The sequence below is a fragment of the Meiothermus sp. genome, from assembly GCF_037443965.1.
Lineage (GTDB): Bacteria > Deinococcota > Deinococci > Deinococcales > Thermaceae > Meiothermus.
This window is the reverse complement of the sequence record NZ_JBBINI010000004.1, coordinates 66,278-88,198: the sequence shown is the minus strand read 5'-3', so window position 1 is coordinate 88,198 and position 21,921 is coordinate 66,278. Positions and strand designations below refer to the sequence as shown.

Annotated in this window: 19 protein-coding genes and 1 tRNA gene; 14 read left to right on the top strand and 6 right to left on the bottom strand. The window is 60.8% G+C overall.

The features are described from left to right. Window positions 1-11: 11 nt before the first annotated feature. Window positions 12-1,826, bottom strand: coding sequence for a glutamine--fructose-6-phosphate transaminase (isomerizing) (glmS, locus tag WKI89_RS03555; RefSeq protein ID WP_337867846.1), 1,815 nt, complete (start codon window positions 1,824-1,826; stop codon window positions 12-14). Between the two features lie 715 nt (window positions 1,827-2,541). Here glmS and WKI89_RS03550 point away from each other — a divergent pair. Further along, on the top strand, window positions 2,542-5,325 hold the full coding sequence (locus WKI89_RS03550; protein ID WP_337867845.1) for an S-layer homology domain-containing protein: 2,784 nt from the start codon (window positions 2,542-2,544) through the stop codon (window positions 5,323-5,325). A gap of 46 nt (window positions 5,326-5,371) precedes the next feature. Here WKI89_RS03550 and WKI89_RS03545 read toward each other — a convergent pair whose 3' ends face one another. Both WKI89_RS03545 and WKI89_RS03540 read right to left on the bottom strand, forming a co-directional pair. Then, complete coding sequence (locus WKI89_RS03545) at window positions 5,372-5,779, bottom strand: PIN domain-containing protein (RefSeq protein WP_337867844.1); 408 nt, start codon at window positions 5,777-5,779, stop codon at window positions 5,372-5,374. Beyond that, window positions 5,779-6,018 carry a CopG family transcriptional regulator gene (locus WKI89_RS03540; protein WP_337867843.1) on the bottom strand — a complete coding sequence of 80 codons (240 nt, stop codon included), beginning with the start codon at window positions 6,016-6,018 and terminating at the stop codon, window positions 5,779-5,781. The genes WKI89_RS03545 and WKI89_RS03540 overlap by 1 nt, the downstream gene beginning before the upstream one ends. A gap of 111 nt (window positions 6,019-6,129) precedes the next feature. Here WKI89_RS03540 and uvrB point away from each other — a divergent pair, with 111 nt between their 5' ends. After that, complete coding sequence (gene uvrB, locus WKI89_RS03535; RefSeq protein WP_337867924.1) at window positions 6,130-8,133, top strand: excinuclease ABC subunit UvrB; 2,004 nt, start codon at window positions 6,130-6,132, stop codon at window positions 8,131-8,133. Here uvrB and ndk read toward each other — a convergent pair. Both ndk and WKI89_RS03525 read right to left on the bottom strand, forming a co-directional pair. Beyond that, window positions 8,130-8,546 carry a nucleoside-diphosphate kinase gene (gene ndk, locus WKI89_RS03530; protein WP_337867842.1) on the bottom strand — a complete coding sequence of 139 codons (417 nt, stop codon included), beginning with the start codon at window positions 8,544-8,546 and terminating at the stop codon, window positions 8,130-8,132. The two genes, uvrB and ndk, sit on opposite strands and share 4 nt — an antisense overlap. A gap of 183 nt (window positions 8,547-8,729) precedes the next feature. Then, window positions 8,730-10,592, bottom strand: coding sequence for a peptidyl-prolyl cis-trans isomerase (locus WKI89_RS03525; protein ID WP_337867841.1), 1,863 nt, complete (start codon window positions 10,590-10,592; stop codon window positions 8,730-8,732). 43 nt (window positions 10,593-10,635) lie between these two features. On the opposite strand from WKI89_RS03525, the gene WKI89_RS03520 reads away from it, so the two are divergent. The 12 genes from WKI89_RS03520 (at window position 10,636) to purN (ending at window position 21,259) form a co-directional block, all read left to right on the top strand. Next, window positions 10,636-10,711, top strand: a tRNA-Arg gene (locus WKI89_RS03520). A gap of 248 nt (window positions 10,712-10,959) precedes the next feature. Continuing rightward, window positions 10,960-11,667, top strand: a complete 708-nt coding sequence (locus WKI89_RS03515; protein WP_337867840.1) for an endonuclease V — start codon at window positions 10,960-10,962, stop codon at window positions 11,665-11,667. Window positions 11,668-11,728: 61 nt separating this feature from the next. Next, window positions 11,729-12,475 (top strand): diguanylate cyclase, encoded by a 747-nt coding sequence (locus WKI89_RS03510; RefSeq protein ID WP_337867839.1) that lies wholly within the window; start codon window positions 11,729-11,731, stop codon window positions 12,473-12,475. 305 nt (window positions 12,476-12,780) lie between these two features. After that, window positions 12,781-13,695 carry an MBL fold metallo-hydrolase gene (locus tag WKI89_RS03505; RefSeq protein ID WP_337867838.1) on the top strand — a complete coding sequence of 305 codons (915 nt, stop codon included), beginning with the start codon at window positions 12,781-12,783 and terminating at the stop codon, window positions 13,693-13,695. Between the two features lie 443 nt (window positions 13,696-14,138). Continuing rightward, window positions 14,139-15,752: a long-chain fatty acid--CoA ligase gene (locus WKI89_RS03500; protein WP_337867837.1), complete on the top strand. Its 1,614-nt coding sequence runs from the start codon at window positions 14,139-14,141 to the stop codon at window positions 15,750-15,752. Between the two features lie 71 nt (window positions 15,753-15,823). Then, the gene (locus WKI89_RS03495) at window positions 15,824-16,231 is read left to right on the top strand and encodes an antitoxin Xre/MbcA/ParS toxin-binding domain-containing protein (RefSeq protein ID WP_337867836.1); all 408 of its coding nucleotides are present in this window, start codon (window positions 15,824-15,826) and stop codon (window positions 16,229-16,231) included. Further along, entirely contained in the window at window positions 16,228-16,686 is a 459-nt protein-coding gene (locus WKI89_RS03490; RefSeq protein ID WP_337867835.1) for an RES domain-containing protein, read from the top strand. Before WKI89_RS03495 ends, WKI89_RS03490 begins: the two co-directional genes overlap by 4 nt. Before the next feature lie 73 nt (window positions 16,687-16,759). Beyond that, a complete protein-coding gene (locus tag WKI89_RS03485) occupies window positions 16,760-18,121 on the top strand; it encodes a M20/M25/M40 family metallo-hydrolase (RefSeq protein WP_337867834.1) in 1,362 nt (453 codons plus the stop codon). Between the two features lie 19 nt (window positions 18,122-18,140). Continuing rightward, window positions 18,141-19,037: an MBL fold metallo-hydrolase gene (locus WKI89_RS03480; RefSeq protein ID WP_337867833.1), complete on the top strand. Its 897-nt coding sequence runs from the start codon at window positions 18,141-18,143 to the stop codon at window positions 19,035-19,037. Between the two features lie 81 nt (window positions 19,038-19,118). After that, window positions 19,119-19,727, top strand: coding sequence for a dihydrofolate reductase family protein (locus tag WKI89_RS03475; protein WP_337867832.1), 609 nt, complete (start codon window positions 19,119-19,121; stop codon window positions 19,725-19,727). A gap of 282 nt (window positions 19,728-20,009) precedes the next feature. Beyond that, window positions 20,010-20,663, top strand: coding sequence for an HAD-IB family phosphatase (locus WKI89_RS03470; protein WP_337867831.1), 654 nt, complete (start codon window positions 20,010-20,012; stop codon window positions 20,661-20,663). Further along, window positions 20,660-21,259 (top strand): phosphoribosylglycinamide formyltransferase, encoded by a 600-nt coding sequence (purN, locus tag WKI89_RS03465; protein WP_337867830.1) that lies wholly within the window; start codon window positions 20,660-20,662, stop codon window positions 21,257-21,259. Before WKI89_RS03470 ends, purN begins: the two co-directional genes overlap by 4 nt. A gap of 82 nt (window positions 21,260-21,341) precedes the next feature. Here the strand turns inward: purN and WKI89_RS03460 are convergent, their stop codons facing one another. Then, entirely contained in the window at window positions 21,342-21,791 is a 450-nt protein-coding gene (locus tag WKI89_RS03460) for a DsrE family protein (RefSeq protein WP_337867923.1), read from the bottom strand. Window positions 21,792-21,921 lie beyond the last annotated feature (130 nt).

The following is a 21,921-nucleotide window of genomic DNA, read 5'->3' as shown; positions in this document are numbered from 1 at the left end:
TGAGAGAAAAATTATTCTACCGTCACGCTCTTGGCTAGGTTGCGGGGCTGATCCACATCCCGCCCCAAAAACACCGCCGTCTCGTAGGCCAACAGTTGCAGGGGCACCACGCTCACCACCGGAGCCAGCAGATGATGGATTTGGGGGACATAAATCACGTCCTGGGCAAACTTCTTCACCTCGGTGTCGCCCTCGGTCGCTATGGCAATCACCCGCCCGCCCCGGGCCCGCACCTCCTGGATGTTGGAGACGGTTTTCTCGTAGAAGGGGCTCTGGGTGGTGAGCACCACCACCGGCAGGCGCTCGTCAATCAGGGCGATGGGGCCGTGCTTCATCTCGCCGGCGGGGTAGGCCTCGGCGTGGATGTAGCTAATCTCCTTGAGCTTGAGGGCCCCCTCAAAGGCGGTAGGGGCCTGGATGTGCCGCCCCAGGAACAGGTAGTCCTGGGCCTGGTGGTACTTCTCGGCAATGTGGGCAATGTGGGGGCGCTGCTCGAGCATCTCTTCGACCTGCCGGGGCAGCTTGCGCATCTCCCCTAGAAACTCCCGTGCGGTTTTCTCGTCCAGCGTACCCTTGGCCCGTCCCATCCACACCGCCACCATGCCCATCGCGGCCAGCATAGCGATGTAGGCCTTGGTGGAGGCCACCCCGATCTCGGGCCCGGCGTGGATGTAGAGGGTGTCGTCCACCTCGCGGGTGATGCTGCTGCCCTTGGCGTTGATGACCCCCAGGGTGCCCGCCCCCTTGCGTCCCGCCTCGCGGATGGCCTCCAGGGTATCGATGGTCTCGCCCGACTGGCTGATGCAGATGGCCAGGGTTTTGTCGTCCACCACCGGGTCGCGGTAGCGGTACTCGGAAGCCACATCAATCTCCACTGGTACGCGGGCCAGGGTCTCAATCAGGTACTTCCCCACCCAACCGGCGTAGTAGGCTGTTCCGCAGGCGATGATATGCACCTTGTCGTACTTAGCAGGCTCGAGCTTCAGCCCCAGTTCCACCCCTGCTTCTTCCTCGTGCAGGCGGCCCCCCAGGGTGTTCTCCAGCACCCGGGGTTGCTCGTAGATTTCCTTGAGCATGTAGTGGGGATGCCCACCTTTTTCGGCGGCCTCGAGGCTCCAGTCCACCGTCACCACCTCGCGCTCTACCGGGTTGCCAGCTAGGTCGGTCACGGCCACGCCCTCGCGGGTCACGACCGCCATATCGCCGTCGTGCAGGAAAATCACCCGACGGGTATAGGGCAGCAGGGCCGGCACATCCGAGGCCACAAAGTTTTCTCCCTCGCCCAGCCCAACTACCAACGGACTCACGGTACGGGCCACCACGATCTCATCGTGGTTCTGATGGGCTACCACCAGCGCGTAGGCCCCGTAGGCTTCCGAGAGGGCCATCCGCATGGCCTCGACCAGGTTTCCCTGGTATTTTTCCTCGATCAGGTGGGCCAGGACTTCCGAATCGGTCTCGGAGGTAAAGAGGTGCCCCCGGGCGATGAGCCCCTCCTTGAGGGGTAGGTAATTTTCGATGATGCCGTTGTGAATAACGGCAATATCGCCCTTTTCGGTCAGGTGAGGGTGGGCATTGGGGTCGGTAGGGGCCCCGTGGGTCGCCCAGCGGGTGTGCCCCACCCCAAACTGGCCACTCAAGCGATGCTCTTTGAGGCTATCGGCCAGTACCTGAAGCTTACCGGCTTTTTTGACGACCTCGAGGTGCCCATTGACCTTTACTGCAATACCGGCGGAGTCGTAGCCCCGGTACTCTAGGCGTTTGAGTCCATCCAAAATTACGTCCGATGCGTCCCGAAAACCCACATAGCCCACGATTCCACACATTTTCCCACCTCGCTCTTCTTCAAACCATAGTTCAAATTGCGGGCCGACCCACCGCTATTTGCACCAAACCTCGAAAGCCACCCCCAGCTAGGTCGGTAAAGAGGGTGACTGTAGCTTGCGGGCGGATCAATGCTCTATCGCACGCGAACCTTGCCCCTTGATTGTCCAGTGCTCACGCCACTGGCTTTCCCGTAGGGCTGATCTGGCTTAGGGCCAGCGGAGAGGGTGAGGTTCACACCCTGGCGGCATCCGCGGATATCTTCGATCTTTCGCAGGTCTGCTGCTTATCTCTATTTTGAGACCGCCACCTCGTAAGGTAAGTGTGGCTTGCCAAATGGTGGGAGCACCATTAGCTTTTGCTAACTGCTCGCCTTTAGCCCACCTTACCCCCTGCGCTCCTCGCTTTGTGACTTAGCTCTCCTTTCTGGGTTTAATAAACCCCTGTTCATTGTACAGTTTTTTCGTCTGGTGGGCCTGTCCATACTTGACAGCCCGATAAATACACGGGTATGATGTCCCCCGGATGCGCAAGGTGAGAGTTTTTTGAGCCCCTTGAAGGGGTCGCCTCTTGCCGAGCGTCCGTTGCGGATGTAAGGGGTTTTTTTGGGAGAGGAAACACGGCAACTCGCCCCCTAAAAAAAATCCTGCGCCTCCGCAACATCAGGTTCTCGTGGGGTGTCCATCTGGGCATAACATGAGAGTTTGAGGAGGCAGAATGAAGAAGAAGCTAGTAGTTTACTTGGCTGGGTTGCTGACCGTGCTCGGTTTAGGCTTCGGTCAGGCACAGTTCTCCGACGTACCCGCCGGGCACTGGGCCAAAGAAGCCGTCGAGCGCATCGCAGCCTGCGGTCTTATCACGGGTTTCCCCGATGGGACTTACCGTGGTAACACCAACCTGACCCGCTATCAGGCCGCCCTGATCTTCCAGCGCTTGCTGAACGAGATCCAGCAGGGTGGCGAGTGCGTGAAGGGTGAAGGCGGCGGCATGAGCGATGAGGACATGACCGCCATCCGCAACGCGGTGCAGGAGCTGGCCGCCGAGCTGGCTGCCCTGGGTGTGCGCGTATCGGCCCTGGAAGACAATGCCGCTACCAAGGACGACATCGCCCGCCTCGAGGCCGCCATCGAAGAACTGAAGGCTGCGCCCGCCCCGGCCCCCGGCATGGATGAGGCCGCCCTGGCCGACCTGGCCGACCGGGTGGAGGCCGCCAGCGTGGCCGCCGACACCGCCCTGGCCCAGGCCCAGGTGCTGGCCGAGCGCCTCGATGCAGTTGAAGGCGACGTAGCTGCTCTCAAGACCCAAGTGGAAGCCGATGCCGACAGCATCCGTGCCCTCAACGAGCTGGCCGTGCTGCTGAACCAGGACGTGCTCGCGCTGCAAGACCGCGTGACCGCCCTCGAGAAGCAACTGGGTGACGTGGACTTCGACAGCTTCGCCAACAAGGAAGATGTCAGCGCCATCCAGGAATTCGCCACCGCCCTGCGCAGCGACCTGGTGCGCCTGTCCGACCGGGTGAGCGCCCTGGACAGCCGCCTGGCTGCAGTTGAAGCCACCCGTCCGACCCTGACCGGCTCGCTCTCGGCTACCTATGGCTACTCCACCAACACCGGCGGGGACTTCGACCTCGACCGCCTCTTCCCCGGCAACGCCCTCAGCTCCGGCACTGGCGCGGACGATGTAACGGGCAACCGCATCCGCAACGCCTTCCGCCGCGGCGACTTCAACCAGACCTTCACCGGTGGTGGTGCCAGCCTGAACTTCGGTCTCAAGCCCACCGGCGGCGCCATCAGCGAGGTCACCCTGGGTATGGGCGCGGGCCTGTTCAATGGCGGTACCGACCCCGACCGGGCCATCAAACTGAACAGCGCCAGCGTCAAGGGCAGCCTCTCCGGCCAGGCCTTTAGCATCACCTACAACAACGACGACAGCACCTTCAGCTTCAACCCCTACCTCTTCAACAACAGCACCGTAGGGGACTTGATCACCACCCGTGGCTTCGTGGCTACCCTGGATGCCAAAGCCTTCCCGCTGTCTCCGAAGTTCACTGTTGTGGCGGGCGAGGGGATTGACAGCGCTGCAATTCCTCTTGCAAGCCGTGTCTTCGGAGCGGACGCCACCTACGGTGGTCTGCGGGCCGAACTCAACCTGCTGGGTATCACCACCGGCCTTAGCTACGCTGAGAACCGCCGCAACCGCTCGGCCTTTGGGGTGGATTATAAAGGCAGCCTCTTTGGGCTTGTGAACCTGGAAGGCGCTTTTGTGGCCTCCACGCCCTTCGGTAACCCCATTGACTTCTCCAACCAGCTCGTAACCGACCAGGCCTTCTACACCAAGCTGGGGGTGAAGCTGGGCATTATCGAACTGAATGCCAACTACCGCGCCATTGACCCGCAGTACAACAACGGTCAGGCTGGTCTGTCGTCGGCCTCTAGCTTCTACTACTTCGGGATGGGTGGCAACGGCGAGGCCCCCTACGGCGCCAACAACCGTGGGTTTGGCCTCGACGGCAAGCTGACCCTGCCTATCCTGGGCGGCATCGAGGTGCGTGGCTTCTACGATAACTCCGCCGACTTCACCACCGGCGCCCAGACCGCCGATACCTTCAGCGTGGGTGCTACCATCCCGCTGTTCGCCGGCTTCAGCCTGAACGGCTTCTTCAACAACACCAACGTGAACGGTGTGCAGGTCTCCGGTGCCACTGGTGGCCAGTCGGGCCTGAACGGCAACTACAACTTCTACGTCTACAACAACCAGGATGCCCGCTGGTCGAGTGGCTTCGGGGTCAAGCTGATCCACAACGGCCGTGCCAGCAACGCTCTGATCTCTGGCCTTGACCTCAACCTGTGGTACCAGTCCTTCGCGGGCCCCAACGCTGGCACCGATATCCTGGCCAGCGCGGGCTACAACCTGAAACTAGGCTTTATCTCGCTCAACCCCATCGTGCGCTACCACAGCTTCGCGGCTTCTGCGCCGGCGCCGGGCAACCTGTCCACCAGCGCTCTGAAGTTCGGCATTGGCGCCAGCACCGACCCGCTGGGCATCTTCCTCAAGCCCAGCCTCGAGGGTGCCTTCGTGACCCAGTCCATCACCGAGACTGCACCGGGTAGCACCTCCTCGAGCGAGCAGTACTGGCGGGTGGGCCTGAACCTCAACGAGTTCCTGGCCACCGGCAGCGTCTTCAAGGTGGGCTATGCCAGCTACAGCGCGACCAACGTGGTATCGCCCAACCCGGTGGGTGGTGCCCCGGCCCGCGGCTTCGGCAACTTCCCCCTGAGCCTCACCACCGACCGCGTGTTCAACTACCCCGGCGAAGTACGGTTCCCCTGGAACCTGACCACCGGCTTCGGCACCAACTCGGGTAGCGTGACCGGTCTGTACCTCGAGTGGAAGTACGGCAACCTGACCATGGCGGCGGCCTCGGCCACCCTGGCGGATGGCAGCGGCGCTACCGTCAGCAATGGCTCGGGCTTCAAGATCAGCTACAAAGTGAAGTTCTAAGTATCGAACCCACTTCAACCCCCGCCATCTGGGCGGGGGTTCTTTTTCAGGGCAGCAGATCGAGCTTGATTCTGGCCTCCACCGCCCCAAAATGCCGGCGGTCGAGGGTGGCAATCTGCCCGATGCCCAGCTCCTCGGCGATGGCGATCACGGCGGCATCCACGAAGCCCAGGCGGAGGCTTGGGTACTGCTGGTTCAGCTCAAAAACCCGCTGGTATCCGGCTTCGGATAGATCGGCTACCAGATAGGCACCCTCGGTAATGCCCTGGTAGAACCGAAGCTGGGCTGGAAGGCCCAGCCTTTTACCAAGGAAGTAATCCACCTCTGGGATCGCTGGGGCTGGTATAACGAGCGGGCCTGATTCGCGAAGCAGTAAATCTTTGCTTGCAAGATGCCACTGGTCTCGCCGATCGTAAAGAGCGGTTAGCACGCCGCTGTCCAGGATCAGGGCCATCAGCTATTCTCCGGGTTGCCAAACCCCAGTTCGTCCAAGATCTCCTCAAAACGCTCGGCGCCATCGCTGTGGCCGCTATCGAATTCACCCACCCCAACGGGGAGCCCTCGGGGTTTTTTGTACAGCTTATACCGAACCGCCTCGCGGATAATCTCGGCCACGGGCTTTTTTGAACGCCGGGCCTCGAGCTTGAGTAGGAGCTCGAGCTCGGGATCCAGGTAGATGGTCGTCCGCTTCATATGTTTATGTTAGCATATATGTTTTCCACACCGAGTAGGCTTGTAAAAGTCGGTCAAAAGGGGATTGTATTCTGATGTAGGCAGAACGTGCCGGTTTTTCGGTAAACTACCCTGATGTTCCGCTACCAAGGCCCCGAACCCAAAGGCGACCAGCCCCAGGCCATTGCCGCCCTCAGCGAAGCCCTGCGCGATGGCGAGCGCTTTGTCACCCTCCTGGGCGCGACTGGCACGGGCAAGACCGTGACCATGGCCAAGGTGATCGAAGCGTTGCAGCGCCCGGCCCTGGTCATGGCCCCCAACAAGGTGCTGGCGGCCCAGCTCGCGGCGGAGTTCCGGGAGCTGTTCCCCCAGAACGCGGTGGAGTTTTTCATCAGCTACTACGACTACTACCAGCCCGAGGCCTACGTACCTGGACGCGATTTGTTCATCGAGAAGGATGCCGCCATCAACCCCGAGATCGAGCGGCTGCGCCACTCCACCACCCGCAGCCTGCTGACCCGGCGCGATGTGATCGTGGTGGCCTCGGTTTCGGCCATCTACGGCCTGGGCAGCCCCGAAGACTACAAGAACATGAGCCTGGTGGTGGAGGTGGGGCAGGAGATCCCGCGCGACGCGATTATCGAGCGGCTGGTGGATTTGCAGTACGAGCGGGGCGATTTGCAGTTGGAGGCGGGCCGCTTCCGGGCCAGGGGCGAGGTGCTCGAGGTCTGGCCGGCCTACGAGCAGGAGCCCATCCGCATTGAGCTGTTCGGCGACACCATTGACCGGGTGACGGTGGTGCATCCGGTGACGGGCGACCGGCTGAAAGATCTGCCGGGGTTTGTGCTGCTGGGGGCTAGCCACTACGCCACCCCGGAGTGGCGGCTCAAGGAGGCCATCCCACAGATCAAGAAGGAGTTGGAACAGCGGCTTAAGATTTTCGAGGAGGAGGGCAAACTCTTGGAGGCCCAGCGGCTCAAGGAGCGCACCCTTTATGACCTCGAGATGCTGGAAGTGATGGGTACCTGCCCCGGCATCGAGAACTACAGCCGCTTTTTGTCGGGCAAGGAACCCGGCGAAGCGCCCTACACGCTGATGGACTACTTCCCCGACGACTATCTGGTGCTGCTGGATGAGTCGCATGTCACGGCTCCTCAACTGCGCGGGATGTACAACGGCGACTATATGCGCAAGCGGACGCTGGTGGACTATGGCTTCCGCCTGCCCAGCGCCCTCGACAACCGCCCGCTCAAGTTCAATGAGTTTCTGGAGCGGGCCGGGCAGCTTGTGTTCGTCTCCGCAACCCCTGGCCCCTACGAGTTGGAAGTTTCGGGCCGGGTGGTCGAGCAGATCATCCGCCCCACTGGCCTCTTAGACCCCCAGGTAACGGTGAAACCCGCTACTGGGCAGATCGAAGACCTGATGGGGGCCATTCGCACTCGAGCAGCCCGCAAGGAGCGCACCCTGGTGACGGTGCTGACGGTGCGGATGGCCGAGGAACTCACGGCTTACCTGGTGGAGCACGGGGTGCGGGCCCGTTACCTGCACCACGAGCTGGATGCCTTCGAGCGCCAGGCCTTGCTGCGCGATCTGCGGCTGGGCCACTTCGACGCCCTGGTGGGCATCAACCTGCTGCGCGAGGGCCTCGACTTGCCCGAGGTCTCGCTGGTGGCCATCCTGGACGCCGACAAGCAGGGCTTCCTGCGCTCCGAACGCTCCCTCATCCAGACCATCGGGCGGGCCGCGCGTAACGTGGGGGGCGAGGTGTTTCTCTACGCCGACGCTGTGTCGGACGCCATGAAGGCCGCCATTGACGAAACCAACCGCCGCCGGGCCTTGCAGGAAGCCTACAACCTCGAGCACGGCATTACCCCCGCCACCATCCAGAAGTCGGTGCGCAAGGTGATTAAGCCCGAGGACTACGAGGCCGAGGCCGCCGAAGTGGCGCTGGACGACCCGGCACTCTTGCAAAGCCTGCTGGAGCAGCTCGAGACCGAGATGTGGGCGGCCTCCGAGGCCCTCGACTTCGAGAAGGCCGCCGGGCTGCGTGACCAGATGCGAAGCCTCGAGGCCCGCATCAAAGGCCTGCCCGAACCCACCACCGCTGGGAAGGGTAAACGCCGGCGCCGACGCTAACCAATAATTTCTTCGGGCTTGAAGAAAATCTCAATCTCGCGGGCAGCGCTCTCCGGACCGTCCGAGCCGTGGATGATGTTTTCGTCTACGGTGGTGGCAAAGTCGGCGCGGATGGTGCCGGGGGCAGCCTCCCAGGGGCGCGTGGCCCCCATCAGCCGGCGCATCTCGGCGATGGCCCCCGGCCCCTCCACCACCATCGCCACCACCGGGCCGCTGGTGATGAAGTTGACCAGCCCCTCGAAAAAGGGTTTGCCTTTGTGCTCGCCGTAGTGGGTCTCGGCGGTCTCACGGGATATGACCATTTTCTTCATCGCCACAATCTTGAAGCCCTTGCGCTCGATGCGGTTGATAATTTCGCCAGTGAGGCCCCGGCGCACGCCGTCGGGTTTGACCATGATGTAGGTGCGTTCCATACCGCACTAGAGTTTACACGCTACCGGTCAAATGCAGAAGGGCAGCATAGAGGATGCTCAAGCTGGAATACAGCCAGAAACCACGGCAAAATCTTGACCAACCCCGAGATGAGCTCTGGATGTACACTCCTGCTGCACGAAAAAACCCTCCCCAAAACGGGGAGGGCCATAAACCATGCCACATCAGCGGTTGGCCGGAGGGTTGGCTGGGGTAGCGGGGTTGGTTTGGTTGCCGCTGGGCTGGTTCTCGTTGGTTTTGGGTTCTTCTTTCTTGGGTTCTTCCTTGGGGGTTAGGGCGGTTAGAACCTTTTGCAGGTTGTTTTCTACCTTGGCGGCCTTGCGCACCTCTTCCACCCACTTCTGGGCGGCCTCGGCCCGGCGGGTGGCGAGTACCTGCTGGCGGGCTTCGTCCTTGACCTCCTCGAAGGGCCGCAGGACTTCGGCCTTGCGTTCGCCCACAATAAGCACCTGGAAGCTCCCATCCTCGAGCTTCACCACCTCGCTCACCTCACCCAGCGGCCCTCTGGGGAAGCTGCCGCGGGTCAGGAAAACCAGGCGGTTGGGTACCGGCGGCATGGTGCCGGGGTTGACCACGCCATAGTCCTGCACGGTGCCGCTGTTGGCCTTGGCCAGCTCCTCGAGTTTGCCACCTTTGAGGGCCGCGGCCCGGAAGGCATCGGCCTTGGCCTTGTCTTCCTTTTTGAAGTTTACCGCCTGTACCCTGGCCGAGGCCGGGATGGTGAAATTGGCCAGGTTGGAGTCGTAGTACTTGCGCACCTCGGCATCGGTTACGGTAATGTCGCGGGTTTTCCACTGCTGGGCCTGGTTGGCCACATCGCTTTTGGAACCGAAGAAAGGCTGGCCCAGCGACCTAGCAGCCTGGTAGATCACCTCACGGCTGATGAGCTGCTCCAACGTCTGGGGCATGAAGAACTGCACAGCCAGCTCCCCCAGGCCCTGTTGCAGCAATTGGGGCACCTGGGGGTTGGCAAAGACCGACTGGGTGACTTCGGCCAGCCTAATTTCGGTACCGCCGACCTTGGCCACTACCGGATTTTCAAACTTGAAGGTGGCCCCTTCGGCAAACTTCACGCTGGCCTTGGCCCGCAGTTCTTCGATGTAGGCTTCCAGGGCGCCCTGGCCCTTGATGCGCTTGGCGTCTTCCTTGACCCGGTCTTTGACTTCCTCAAACTTCACGTCGCCCGCCGGAAGGTACTTTTCTACCTTCACGATGTAAAAGCGGCCCCCGGCCTCGATGGGCTTGCTAATCTGCCCATCGCGCAGCTTGAAGACCGCGTCGGCCACCGCGTTGGGGAAGACCACACGGGTCACCGGGCCGGGCTCGCTCTTGCCCGCCTCGGCACCCAGGGCCCCGCCCTGCTCGGCGTTCAGCTTAGAATTGGCTTTGGCGATGGCGGCAAAATCGGCCCCTGCTGCGGTCACCTCGGCGTAGATTTTGTCGGCGGTGGCCTTGTCGTCCAATACAATCTGGCGGGCCTGCACCCGCTCTTCGTTTTTGTACTGGTCGCGGTTCAGCTCAAAGTACAGCCGCATCTCCTCTTCGGTCGGCTCCGCTTTCTTCTGGATATCCTCAATGCGCTTGTTAATGCGAATCTGGTCGCGCAATTCGTTGCGCAGTTGCGAATCGGTATAGCCCACCTGGGTCAGGAAGCGGTCGTAGTCTTCCTTCTTTTGCAGCCCGAAGCGTTCTTTGATGGTATCCAGTTCTTTCTTGAGCTCCCCGCCCGAGACCCCAACACGGGCTGTATCTTGCAACAGCGCGTTGGTGATGACAAAGCGCTCACCAAAGTTAACGTCTGCAAGATTCTTCAAAAGACCCTGGGGATTGGTGCTCAAGATGGGGTCGTTCTGCTGGGCCCTGGCCAGATCGAGCTCATAGACCGGGCGGCCATTCACGGTGAATTCGGTCTTGCCCTGGGTACTACGCTGGCCCTGGGGGGTGAACAGCAGAACCGAACCCGCCACAAAGGCCAGGGCGAGAACCCCGAAGATTACGGCAACAACCTTTCTGTTGATTCCAAACACTTGACTGCCTCCTCTGTGCGGTGCTACCCTTCTGTGTGCTATTGCACCCGTAGCTCAGTGGATAGAGCGTTCGCCTCCGGAGCGAAAGGCCACAGGTTCGAGTCCTGTCGGGTGCGCCATCTTTCAATGGTCGGGCTTGGCCCGGCCTTTTTCCGGTAGCATCGCGCCACTAAACTCTTTGTACCCCGATAAGGTAAGACCCGGGTTAAGTGTCAGCGAACCTACACCAAGGGCCGATTGTAGCATATCCGGCGATTGGTCAGGAGATACCCCTGTGCTCCAGGTTGCATCCCAAACCAACCGAACGAGGCCCGGTGAGTGGGTGGATTTTGGTAAGCTTCCCCCCAGGCACACCCCGGAGCCACCCATGCTGCAATCCTTTCCCCGGCCCAAAGATCTGCGCGAAGCTGCCGCCATCCAAAAGTCGCTGGCGGAGGCTGTAATCTTGCAAGGGGATGTGGGGTCTGCTCGCTACGTGGCCGCCCTGGATGCTTCCCACCCTACCCGCTTCTCCAAGGTGCAAGGCGTTTCGGTGGCGGCAGCGGTCTTGTGGAACAGGCAGGCCGGGGGGGTGCTCGAGGTAGCGACCGCCTGGATGGACGAGGCCGATCTTTTTCCCTACGTGCCTGGTTTTTTATCCTTCCGCGAATCCCCCGTCTATCTGGCTGCACTGGCCAAACTATCCTGCTTCCCCGAGGTGCTGTTGGTGGATGGGCAGGGCGTGGCCCACCCCAGGAGGTTGGGTATCGCCGCCCACCTGGGGGTGCACCTGGATGTTCCGGCCATTGGGGTAGCCAAGACCTTGCTGTTTGGCAAACCGGAGCGCGAACTGTCCAAAGAAGCCGGTTCGGCAGTGCGTTTGATGCATGGAAGTGTGCAAATCGGCTGGGTCTACCGCAGCCGCAAAGGGGTGCAACCGCTCTTTGTCTCGCCTGGGCACCGCGTCGGGATGGAAGAAAGCCTGGTCTTTTTGCGTTCGCTGGTGGGCAAGACCCGCTTGCCAGAGCCTTTGCGCACTGCACACCTAAAAGCTGGGGAAGCCCGGCGAAACTCGGTGGTAGTTAACGATAAATAACGACTGCTTGTGATTAATTTGACTCCTTGAGGCCGAAGCTGCGGCTATAGTTGGACTATTTATGGGCATAATGCGTCGCCTGCTCCTGACCTATGGGTTGGGACGCACCATTTTGCTGATGACCGTGGCCTCGATTTTGGTTTCGGAGATGGTCAACTTTATCGTGAGTTATGCGGCGGATGGGCAGGTAGGGTGGAGCAGTATGACCATTGCTTTTATCGTACCTGCCATTGTGGCCCCGCTGTTTAGTTGGTTGCAGCTTCGGCTGGTTTATCAGCTCGAGGAGGCCCGCGAAAAACTGCAGCGCCTCGCCATCACCGACGAGCTAACCCAGACCTTTAACCGCCGCCATTTCATGGCGGCTGCCGAGATTGTGTTTTTGCAGGCCCAGCGGGGTAAAGGGCCGTTTTCGGTGGTACTTTTGGATGCCGACGATTTCAAACAGGTCAACGATGGCTACGGACATCTGGCAGGCGATGAGGTTTTGCGCCAATTGGCCGAGAACATCCGCAAAAGCATCCGAAAACACGACCTACTGGCCCGCTATGGCGGGGAGGAATTTATCGTGTTGTTGCCTAATACCCACCTGGAGGAGGCCCTCGAGGTCGCCGAGCGCATCCGCGTTGCTATTTTGCACAACCCTGCCGAGGTCAACGGTATACCCCTAAAGGTCACGGTCAGTATTGGGGTCGCGACCTTCAAGCCCATTATGCAGTCGCTTGATGACATCCTCTCCCTGGCCGACAAAGCTCAGTATCAGGCCAAAAACGCTGGCAAGAACCGCATCGAGCTGGCCTCCACAGGTTGAAGAAGCAGCTCTACATAGACGTTGACAGTTCTCCTCACAGCCATTAGGGAAAGTGTGTTGTATCCACACAATTTACCCCCAGTGCACACTTCCAAACAGCAACACATTTGTGGTGCTGGGAAGCCGGGAATTTACAGTGCTCGGATACAGACGATTTCTTGCTGAAGCGACTTTGATTGGATCGGAATCCCTCCAAGTGCAGGGTGAATGTGAAGTGTAACCAAGTTTTGTAGGCCTATTTGCACTATGGTTTTCTTTGTACTTTATTTCGTCAACTAAAATGAGAAGATCCTAAGGAGGTTGTTATGGGTAAAGTTTCTCGACGCGAAGCCCTCAAGCTCGTGGGTGCCGCAGGTGCAGTCGCCGCAGCCGGTACACTACCTGCTATGGCCCAAGCTGCTCCAGCTACCAATGGGGGAGGCTTTTATCGGTTCAAGTTGGGGGATTTCACCCTCACGGTATTGAGCGATGGTCAGACCCCCCCAGGCAATGCCTTCCCCAACTGGGGTGCAACCCCCGGCAAGCAAGCCGAGTTCGAGGCGGCCTTGCGCGAAAACTTCCTCGACCCCACTCGCTTTATCAACAACTTCAACCCGATGGTGGTGGACACGGGGCGGGCCAAAATCCTTATTGATACCGGGCGGGGACAAGCGGGACAACTGCTGGCCAACATGGCCAATGCGGGTATCCGGCCAGCTGACATCAATACGGTCTTCATTACCCACGGCCATGGCGACCATATCGGCGGCTTGGTCACCAATGGCCAGCCGACCTTCGCCAATGCACGGCACCTGATCGGTGAGGTCGAGATGCAGTTTTGGCTGTCTCAGGCGACGCCCCCGGCCAATTTGGCTGCTTTGCGCGAACGCTTCACCCTGATTCGCCCAGGAGCCGAGATTGCCCCCGGCCTTACCGCCGTGGATACTGCAGGCCACACGGTGGGCCACTTGGCCGTGCAAGTTACCTCGGGCAACCAGACCCTCTGGCATCTGGGCGATGCGGGCGGACACCATATCCTGTCTTTCCGCTTCCCCGATCACTACCTAGGCTTTGACGCCAACCCCCAACAGGCTGTAGCCACCCGGGCGCGGCTGTGGCAGGCAGCCGCAGCGGATCGCATCACCGTGGTGGGCTACCACTTCGCCTGGCCGGCAGTGGGCAATGTGCGCCGGGTAGGTAACGCCTACGAGTATGTGCCAGCTTTCTTCACCTTCAGCTAGGGGTTGAGCGGTTCTAGGGTGAGGGTACTGCTCCGGTGAGTGTACGGTTTGGCTGGTTGGCTTTATAGGGTTGACCAACATGCATTGGCCCAGCTCAGAGGGCAGTGCGAAGACAGCAAACCGCTCGAGGTTTTTCCACGGTACGTTTGTCGCTGTAACCAGCTTTGTAAACATCGGGGTGCTGTGCTTTGGAAGATGCAACCTGAAAGATAGGTCTCCAGGGTTCGACAAACTTATACCCACTCTGCGCGTGAGTGGCGCATAAAGCGCCACTCACTTGCCACACCATCGGGCGCGAGCGAGGGTCTCTTCCAGCACTTTTGGGTCACTTTGTTGCGCATTGGGTATTACTATGCGGCAGCTTAAACCCTCCCTGCCGGGGAGGGTTTTATACTTTTGTTACGACGCTTGACATACAATCTAGCCAATCAAAGGAGAAGACGATGCAATCCACCATGATGGATTTTCCCCTCACCCTGATCCACCTGCTCGAGCGGGCCGGCACCTTGTTCCCCGAGGAAGAAATCGTGACCCGGCTGCCCGACAAGTCGCTTCACCGCTACACCTTTGGCGATTTTTACCAGCGTTCGCGCAGGCTGGCCTCGGCCTTGCAAAAGGCCGGGCTGCAAAAAGGCGACCGCGTAGCCACCCTCTCCTGGAACACCTACGCCCACCTCGAGGCCTACTTTGGCATCCCGGTGGCCGGGGGAGTGCTGCACCCGCTGAACCTGCGGCTGCACCCCTCCGATATCGCTTACATCATCAACCACGCCCAGGACAGGTTTTTGATCGTAGATGACGTGCTCCTAAAGCTGTATGAAGCGGTCAAAGAGCAGGTGAACCTCGAGCGGGTAATCGTGGTGCCCCTCTCGGACCAGCCGGTGCCGGCGGGCCTGATGAGCTATGAGGACTTCCTGGCCACCGGCGATGATGATTTTGTCTACCCCGCCCTCGACGAGCGCGACGCCGCCGGGATGTGCTACACCTCCGGCACCACCGGCAAGCCCAAGGGGGTGGTTTATTCGCACCGTTCTATTGTGCTGCACAGCTTGGGCTCGGCCCTGCCGGATGCCCTCAACCTAGCGAATAGCGATGTGATGTTGCCAGTGGTGCCGATGTTCCACGTGCTGGCCTGGGGGCTGCCCTTCACTGGCATTATGGCTGGGAGTAAGTTGGTAATGCCAGGGCCCCACCTCGATGCGGTGAGCTTGCTGGATTTGTACGAATCGGAACACGTCACCAAGACGGCGGGTGTGCCGACTATCTGGATGGGGGTTTTGCAAGCCCTGCAAAAAGAGCCTGGGCGCTGGAAGCTGGAACCCATGGAGATGGTGGTGGGCGGCTCGGCAGCCCCCGAAGCCATGATCCGGGCCTTCGATCAGTTTGGTTTGAAGGTATTGCATGCCTGGGGCATGACCGAGATGAGCCCGCTGGGCACTACCAGCCGCCTCAAACGCCACCTGCGGGGAGACGGCGAAGTGGAGTACAGCTACCGCGCCAAGCAGGGGGTGCCCACGCCCCTGGTGGAAATTCGGGCGGTGGGCGAGCAGGGTATTGTGCCCTGGGATGGGCAGTCGCTGGGGGAGTTGCAGGTGCGGGGGCCCTGGGTGGCAGCGAGCTACTACAACCTGGAAGAAGAATCCGACAAATGGACCCCCGATGGCTGGTTTCGTACCGGCGATGTGGTGGCGATTGACCCCGAGGGCTATATCCGCATTGCCGATCGTACCAAAGACCTGATCAAGTCCGGCGGCGAGTGGATCAGCTCGATTGACCTGGAGAACGCCCTGATGGCCCACCCCGCTGTCAAGGAGGCCGCGGTGATCGCCATACCCGACCCCAAGTGGGACGAGCGCCCGCTGGCTGCCATTGTGCTCAAGGAAGGAGCCAGCGCTACCTCGGAAGACCTGACCCAGTTTTTGCAGCCCAGGTTTGCCAAGTGGTGGCTGCCGGATGCCTATGTCTTCCTGGACGAGATTCCCCGCACCAGCACCGGCAAGTTCCTCAAGTCCAAGCTGCGCGAGCAGTTTAGGAGCTACCGGCAAGTACCGCAGTAGGGGGCCGTACAGCCGCGTTCAACCCCAGATGAGGGCATACACCTTTGACAATATCCATATGGAACACTACTATGTTCTTTATGGAACAGACCGTTGGGTTACGCTTTGACTTTTCTCCCGATGAGGTGGCCCGCGTGCGGGAGGGCCTGCCGGTTGAACTCATCGGGGAAATCGCGCAGCGGTATGGCCTGAGCCAGCAGGACGTGCTCGAGGCTGCGGGTATCCCGCGCAGCAGTGCGCACCGCTATAAGGGGTTTGGGCGCCTGAACCGGGAGCAATCCAACCGCCTGTACAAGGTGATGTATCTGCTCCGGAGGGCGGAGGAACTCTTCGGCTCTGCTCTGCTGGCAGCAGGGTGGATGAATAGCCCCAAGCTGTTTTTACATGGTGCCAGCCCGCTGCAATACCTCGATACCGAGCCCGGTTTTAGGGCCGTCGAGCATCTGTTGGGGCGCCTCGAAGACGGTCTGGTGACATGAGGGCCTGGCGGATCACCTCGCGCAGGTATGCCCATGCGGCTTTCACCGGCGAGGGAGCGGCGCGAAGTCCGGGCCGTTGGAACCAGAGTGGGGTTCCGGTGGTGTATTTAGCGGGGAGCCTTGCCACGGGAATTCTGGAAATCCTGGTGCACGTCAACGAACGGTCGTATCTGGCCGCTTTTGTGGCCATTGAGGTTGAAGTCCCCGACGCGCATATAGAGACCTTGCAGCATCTACCGCCGGACTGGCAGCAACTGCCCGAACCCTACCCAGTATCCGCCCAGCAACTGGGTAGCGAGTGGGCGCAAAGCTTGCGTTCGCTGGCGCTCAAAGTGCCCTCAGCGGTCGTGCCTGTCGAGTTCAATTTGCTGCTCAACCCCAGACATCCGGCGATGTCTGAGTTAAGGGTCGGCGAACCCCAAGCCCTATGGCTCGACCCTCGGCTGCTGCGGTAGCAGCGTCCAGGTGGGCCTGCTGTCGGCTGGAGAAGGTGGCCAGCTTATTGTGCGGAAGGCGTATAGTCTAACCATGTCCAGAACCGAAGCCATAGACCGCTACCTGCAAGAGCACCTCGAGGCCTATCTGCAGGAAACCATCAAGCTCTGCGCCCAGCCCAGCGTCTCGGCCAGGGGCCAGGGGATGGTTGCGTGTGCAAACCTAGTGGAGCAAATCCAGCAAAACCATGGTTTTCAGACCTGGAAAATAGAAGGCTACGGCAACCCGGTGGTGGTGGGCCGGGCCGCCGGGAAATCGGAGCGCACCCTGCTCTTTTACAACCACTACGACGTGCAGCCGCCTGAGCCGCTCGAGCTGTGGGACTCGCCCCCGTTTCAGCCCGAAATCCGCGAGGGGGTTCTTTACGCTCGAGGGGCCAAGGACGACAAGGGCGAGTTTATGGCCCGCCTGGCCGCAGTGGAGGCGGTGAGGGCCGCGCATGGGGGCGAGCTGCCCTGCGGGGTGCTCTTCGTGGTGGAGGGCAACGAGGAGGTGGGTAGCCCTGGCATTGCAAAATTTGTGCAAGACCATCTCAACTTGCTGAAATGCGACGGTGCTATTTGGGAAGAGGGGGGCATTGACTTCGAGGAGCGGCCGGGTAGTTCGCTGGGCCGTCGGGGCATTCTGGCGATAGAGCTGGAAGTCCAAACCCTCTCCCGCGACGCCCACTCCGGTAGTGCACACATCTTGCCCAACGCCGCCTGGCGGCTGGTGCGGGTGCTGGCTTCTTTGAAGGACGAAAACGAGCGTATCCTGATTCCAGGCTTTTACGATGACGTAAAGCCTATTTCCGAACTCGATCTGGAACTGTTCCGCCGCCTGCCCGACAGTGAGCAGTATCTGCGCGAGACCTTCGGGGTGCGGGGTTTTGTGAATGGGCTGACCGGCTACGAGCTGAAGAAGGCCGTCTTCAACCCTACCTGCAACATCCAGGGCATTACCACTGGCTACCAGGGCGAGGGCAACAAGACCGTGATTCCGGCCAAGGCCTCGGTTAAGCTCGACTTCCGCATAGTGCCCGATCAAGACCCCACCGACATCCTCAAAAAGCTCCGCGCCCACTTGGACGCTGAAGGTTTTACCGATGTGCGCATCACCTATACCGACTACATGTTCCCCGCCAAGTCGGGGGCCGACCATCCCTTGGTGCAACTGGCAGCTAGGGCCGCTGAAGAGGTCTACCAAAAACCCTACCAGCTCATTCCCCTAACCGGCGGCAGTTCGCCGGTGTATGCCTTTGCTGGGCCCCTGGGCATCCCGGTCATCGACGCCGGGGTGGGTTACGGCATCACCAACCGCACCCACGCCCCCAACGAAAACATCCGCATCCAGGACTTCCACAACGCCGCCCGGCATATCGCCCGCATTCTGGACGGCTTTGCAGGCATCTTTTAGGGCGGCATACAATAGGCCTGTGATCCAGATCCTCGACCTTCACGACCGGGCGCCCAGGGTCATTGCTTCGTTTCTGCTGGAAACCAGCCAGGGGCCGGTGCTCTTTGAGACCGGGCCGGAGTCGCGCTTCTCGGTGCTGCTGGATGGCCTCAACGCGCTGGGCTACGCCGCTTCCGACGTCAAGCACGTCTTCGTGACCCACATCCACCTCGACCACGCCGGTGCGGCCTGGCGCCTGGCTGAGCGGGGCGCGACCATCTACGTCCACCCCAAGGGGGCACCGCACCTGGTAGACCCTAGCAAGCTCTGGGCCTCGGCCAGCCGCATCTACGGTGACCGGATGGAAGAACTCTGGGGCCAGATGGGCCACGTACCCGAGAGCCAGATCGAGATCGTTCAGGACGGCCAGGTGATCCGGATTGGCGAGGCCGAGATCGAGGCCCTCGAGACCCCCGGCCATGCCTACCACCACCACGCCTACCGGATTGGCGACGTGCTGATTGGCGGCGATGTAACCGGAGTTAAGATCGGGCGCGGCCCGGTGCTGCCCCCCTGCCCCCCGCCGGAAATTCACATCGAAGCCTGGCGGGCGTCCATCGCCCGGATACGGGCCTTGAAGCTGCACAGGATTTACCTGACCCACTTTGGCGAGACCGAGGAAGTCGGGCCGCACCTGGACGCGCTGGAAGCGCGCTTGCTGGAGTGGGCCGACTGGATCAAACAACAACTCAAGGCCGGCCTCACCCGCGAACAGATGGTGCAGGCCTTCGAGGCCTACGTGGCCGCTACCCTCCGAGCTGCAGGGCTTTCCGAGGAAGAGGTACAGGAGTACGAGTTTGCCGACCCCGCCTGGATGAGCGTGGATGGGCTGGTGCGTTACTGGAACAAGCACCACCCGGAAGAGGTGATGAGCTAAGGTTTGGCTAAACCTTGGGAAGTGGGACGAATTCTACGGGGTGTTTGTACCATCTGAAAATTTTTTAGGCCAGGTTCCCCCATGCGAAAGATTGTCGGAGCTGCGTTTGTATCGCTGGACGGCGTGATGCAAGCCCCCGGTTGGCCGGAGGAAGACCCCAGCGGGGGATTTGCGCTGGGCGGCTGGATCTGGGCGTATTCAGACGAAATTACCCGCGAGGCCGTGCGGGGCTATCTGCTGGGTGCACCCTATGCGCTCTTGCTGGGGCGTAAAACCTACGAGATTTTCGCCCCATACTGGCCCCAGATGCCCCCCGAACACCCCATTGCGGCCCGGTTCAATCCTGCGACCAAGTACGTGCTCTCGAGCCACGACCTTACCCCCCACTGGCACAACAGCCACCGCCTGCCCGGCCTCGAGGCGGTGCGGGAGCTCAAGGCCACCCAAGGCCCCGACCTGCTGGTGCAGGGAAGCTCGACGCTCTACCCCCAACTGCTGCAAGCGGGCCTTCTGGATAAACTCATCGTGCAGACCTATCCGGTGATACTGGGCCGGGGCAAGCGGCTTTTTGGCGAGGGTACGCTGCCCGTTGGTTTGAAGCTGGTGAGTAGCGTGGTTTCGACTACGGGTGTGGTGATTGCCACCTATGAGCCCACAGGCCAAAAACCTGCCCCGTCCTCCATGCCCTGAACATCGCCTCCAACGAGGTCTTGTTCGTGCTGCGTACAATCATACGCATTTCGGTAGTATCGTTCACTTCGGCAAGCCTAAACGATACTACCGAAATGCTTTTCTACTCCCTTCGGTCGGCTTGAATCCTTCACCTCTGACTGCGTCCAACGGTGAAGGATTCAAGCGGAAACGGTATCACTTCGCACCGCCGAAGCAATTGACCCGTACAGCGGTTTTCGATACCGGGCATTTTTGGGAACCACTCTGGGCCTGCGCAGATGGTATGTTGAGCAAAGAGCTATGAACACCATTGCCGCAGACCTCGAGGGCACCCTGACCACCGGCGAGACCTGGCGGGGCATGGCCGCCTGGATGCAGGCGCACGGGCGGGCAGGGCAGTACCAGCGGTTTTTCTATCGGAACCTGCCGGGTGCTGTGGCCGCACGGCTGGGCCTGCAGGATAAACGGGCCTTTCAGGATCGCTTTATGGAAGGGGCCGCAGGGCTGCTGGCGGGGTTGGGGCAGGCCGAGCTGACCGCGCTGAGCGAGTGGGTGGTGACCAACGAACTCTGGCCCAAGCGGCGCCTGGACATGCTAGACGAACTGCTTGGACTGCGGCAGGGCGGGCGGCGGCTGGTGCTGTGCTCGGCTACCTACCAGCCCATTCTGGAGGCCTTTGCCCGGCGGATGGGGGCAGGGGTGGTGGCCCTGGGTACGCCCCTCGAGGTCGAAGGGGGTGTTTTTACCGGTCGGCTGCGGGGGCCGGTGCGCTCGGGGACACACAAAGCCGAGCACCTGCGCAAATTCTTGCGCGGTGAGGCGCTCTTTGCGGCCTATGGCGACAGCCTGCCCGACGTACCGATGCTCGAGCTGGCCGAAGAGCCGGTGGCGGTATACCCCGAACCGAAGCTGCGTGTACTGGCCGTAGAGCGTAACTGGAGGGTGATCGGATGAGCTACTTTCCTTTGGGACGGCCTGCCCGCATCGCGGTGATGGCCTCGGGGCGCGGGAGCAACCTCGAGGCCCTGCTCAAGGCTTTTCCCCACGACAACCCCCTGGGCCACATCGTGCTGGTAATCTCCGATAGGCGGGAGGCCCTGGCCTTGCAAAAAGCCGTCGAGGCACAGATAGAAGCCGAATATGTGCCCTGGCCTAAAAGCCGCGGGCGCGAGCAGTTCGAGCAGGTGGTCGGCCAGCTTTTACACGACCACCGCATCGACCTGGTGTTGCTGGCAGGCTTTATGCGCCTGTTGTCACCGGGGTTTGTGCAGGCCTGGGAGGGGCGCATCCTCAACATTCACCCCTCGCTTTTGCCGCAGTTTCCGGGCCTACACGCCCAGCGCCAGGCCCTCGAGGCCGGGGTAAGCGAGACGGGTTGCACGGTGCACTTTGTGGACGCCGGGATGGACACCGGCCCCATCGTGCTGCAGCGCCGGGTGCCGGTTTTACCGGGAGATACCGAAGAAACCCTGGCCGCTCGTATTCTGGAACAGGAACACCTGGCCTACCCCGAGGCTGTGCGGCGGGTGTTGAAGGGGGAGGTGTCGTGAAGCCAGTCGGCGTAAGCCACGATATGGGTACGTGTCGGGCGGATGCCAGCAGCCCGTGGTCTGTCAACTGTAGCCTTCGAGACTACCCCACCTTGATGTAGGCGTAGCCTTTGGCCTGTAGCTCTCCCAAGGCCCCTACCCCCGAAGGAACCCACTTGATGAAATCATCCGGGCGAAGCTTATCCTTGGGGATGTTGTTGCGGGTAAAGGTAATTTCACAGATGTAGAACTCGATGCTTAGCTGGGCGAGCTGCTTGATACGGCTAAAAAGGGCTTCCCGGTCATACTGGATGGTAGACCAGGGGGTTCCTTCCAGATCCTTCAAAAACGGATGCACCCCTGCCCCATGGGCCACTACGGCAATCCGGATCTTGAAGGCGTCGTTGTCGTAGACGGAAAGGTGGTTGGAGATATTTGTGAGCATTTGGCCGAAACGGGCGGGGTCGCCAAAGTCCACATGATAGACCACGGCCATCGGCGTTTCTTTCTTGAACTGGCTGTATTCTACGCGGTCATTGGCCTGGGCCTTCATCAAAGAAGCAGCCCCCACAAGCGCCGATACCCGGAGAAGCTACCTGCGGCTAATCTCTTTCATTTTTTCCTCCTTAGAGAAGTAAGGTAAGGCAACAGCTTCCGAAGTGCAAGAGGGAGAACCAGAAGCT

Excerpts from the sequence above, each read along its gene's own strand:
- glmS (WP_337867846.1), bottom strand. The coding sequence starts at position 1,826 with ATGTGTGGAATCGTGGGCTATGTGGGTTTTCGGGACGCATCGGACGTA.
- WKI89_RS03550 (WP_337867845.1), top strand. The coding sequence starts at position 2,542 with ATGAAGAAGAAGCTAGTAGTTTACTTGGCTGGGTTGCTGACCGTGCTC.
- WKI89_RS03545 (WP_337867844.1), bottom strand. The coding sequence starts at position 5,779 with ATGGCCCTGATCCTGGACAGCGGCGTGCTAACCGCTCTTTACGATCGG.
- WKI89_RS03540 (WP_337867843.1), bottom strand. The coding sequence starts at position 6,018 with ATGAAGCGGACGACCATCTACCTGGATCCCGAGCTCGAGCTCCTACTC.
- ndk (WP_337867842.1), bottom strand. The coding sequence starts at position 8,546 with ATGGAACGCACCTACATCATGGTCAAACCCGACGGCGTGCGCCGGGGC.
- WKI89_RS03515 (WP_337867840.1), top strand. The coding sequence starts at position 10,960 with ATGCTGCAATCCTTTCCCCGGCCCAAAGATCTGCGCGAAGCTGCCGCC.
- WKI89_RS03510 (WP_337867839.1), top strand. The coding sequence starts at position 11,729 with ATGGGCATAATGCGTCGCCTGCTCCTGACCTATGGGTTGGGACGCACC.
- WKI89_RS03505 (WP_337867838.1), top strand. The coding sequence starts at position 12,781 with ATGGGTAAAGTTTCTCGACGCGAAGCCCTCAAGCTCGTGGGTGCCGCA.
- WKI89_RS03500 (WP_337867837.1), top strand. The coding sequence starts at position 14,139 with ATGCAATCCACCATGATGGATTTTCCCCTCACCCTGATCCACCTGCTC.
- WKI89_RS03495 (WP_337867836.1), top strand. The coding sequence starts at position 15,824 with ATGTTCTTTATGGAACAGACCGTTGGGTTACGCTTTGACTTTTCTCCC.
- WKI89_RS03490 (WP_337867835.1), top strand. The coding sequence starts at position 16,228 with ATGAGGGCCTGGCGGATCACCTCGCGCAGGTATGCCCATGCGGCTTTC.
- WKI89_RS03485 (WP_337867834.1), top strand. The coding sequence starts at position 16,760 with ATGTCCAGAACCGAAGCCATAGACCGCTACCTGCAAGAGCACCTCGAG.
- WKI89_RS03475 (WP_337867832.1), top strand. The coding sequence starts at position 19,119 with ATGCGAAAGATTGTCGGAGCTGCGTTTGTATCGCTGGACGGCGTGATG.
- WKI89_RS03470 (WP_337867831.1), top strand. The coding sequence starts at position 20,010 with ATGAACACCATTGCCGCAGACCTCGAGGGCACCCTGACCACCGGCGAG.
- purN (WP_337867830.1), top strand. The coding sequence starts at position 20,660 with ATGAGCTACTTTCCTTTGGGACGGCCTGCCCGCATCGCGGTGATGGCC.
- WKI89_RS03460 (WP_337867923.1), bottom strand. The coding sequence starts at position 21,791 with ATGAAGGCCCAGGCCAATGACCGCGTAGAATACAGCCAGTTCAAGAAA.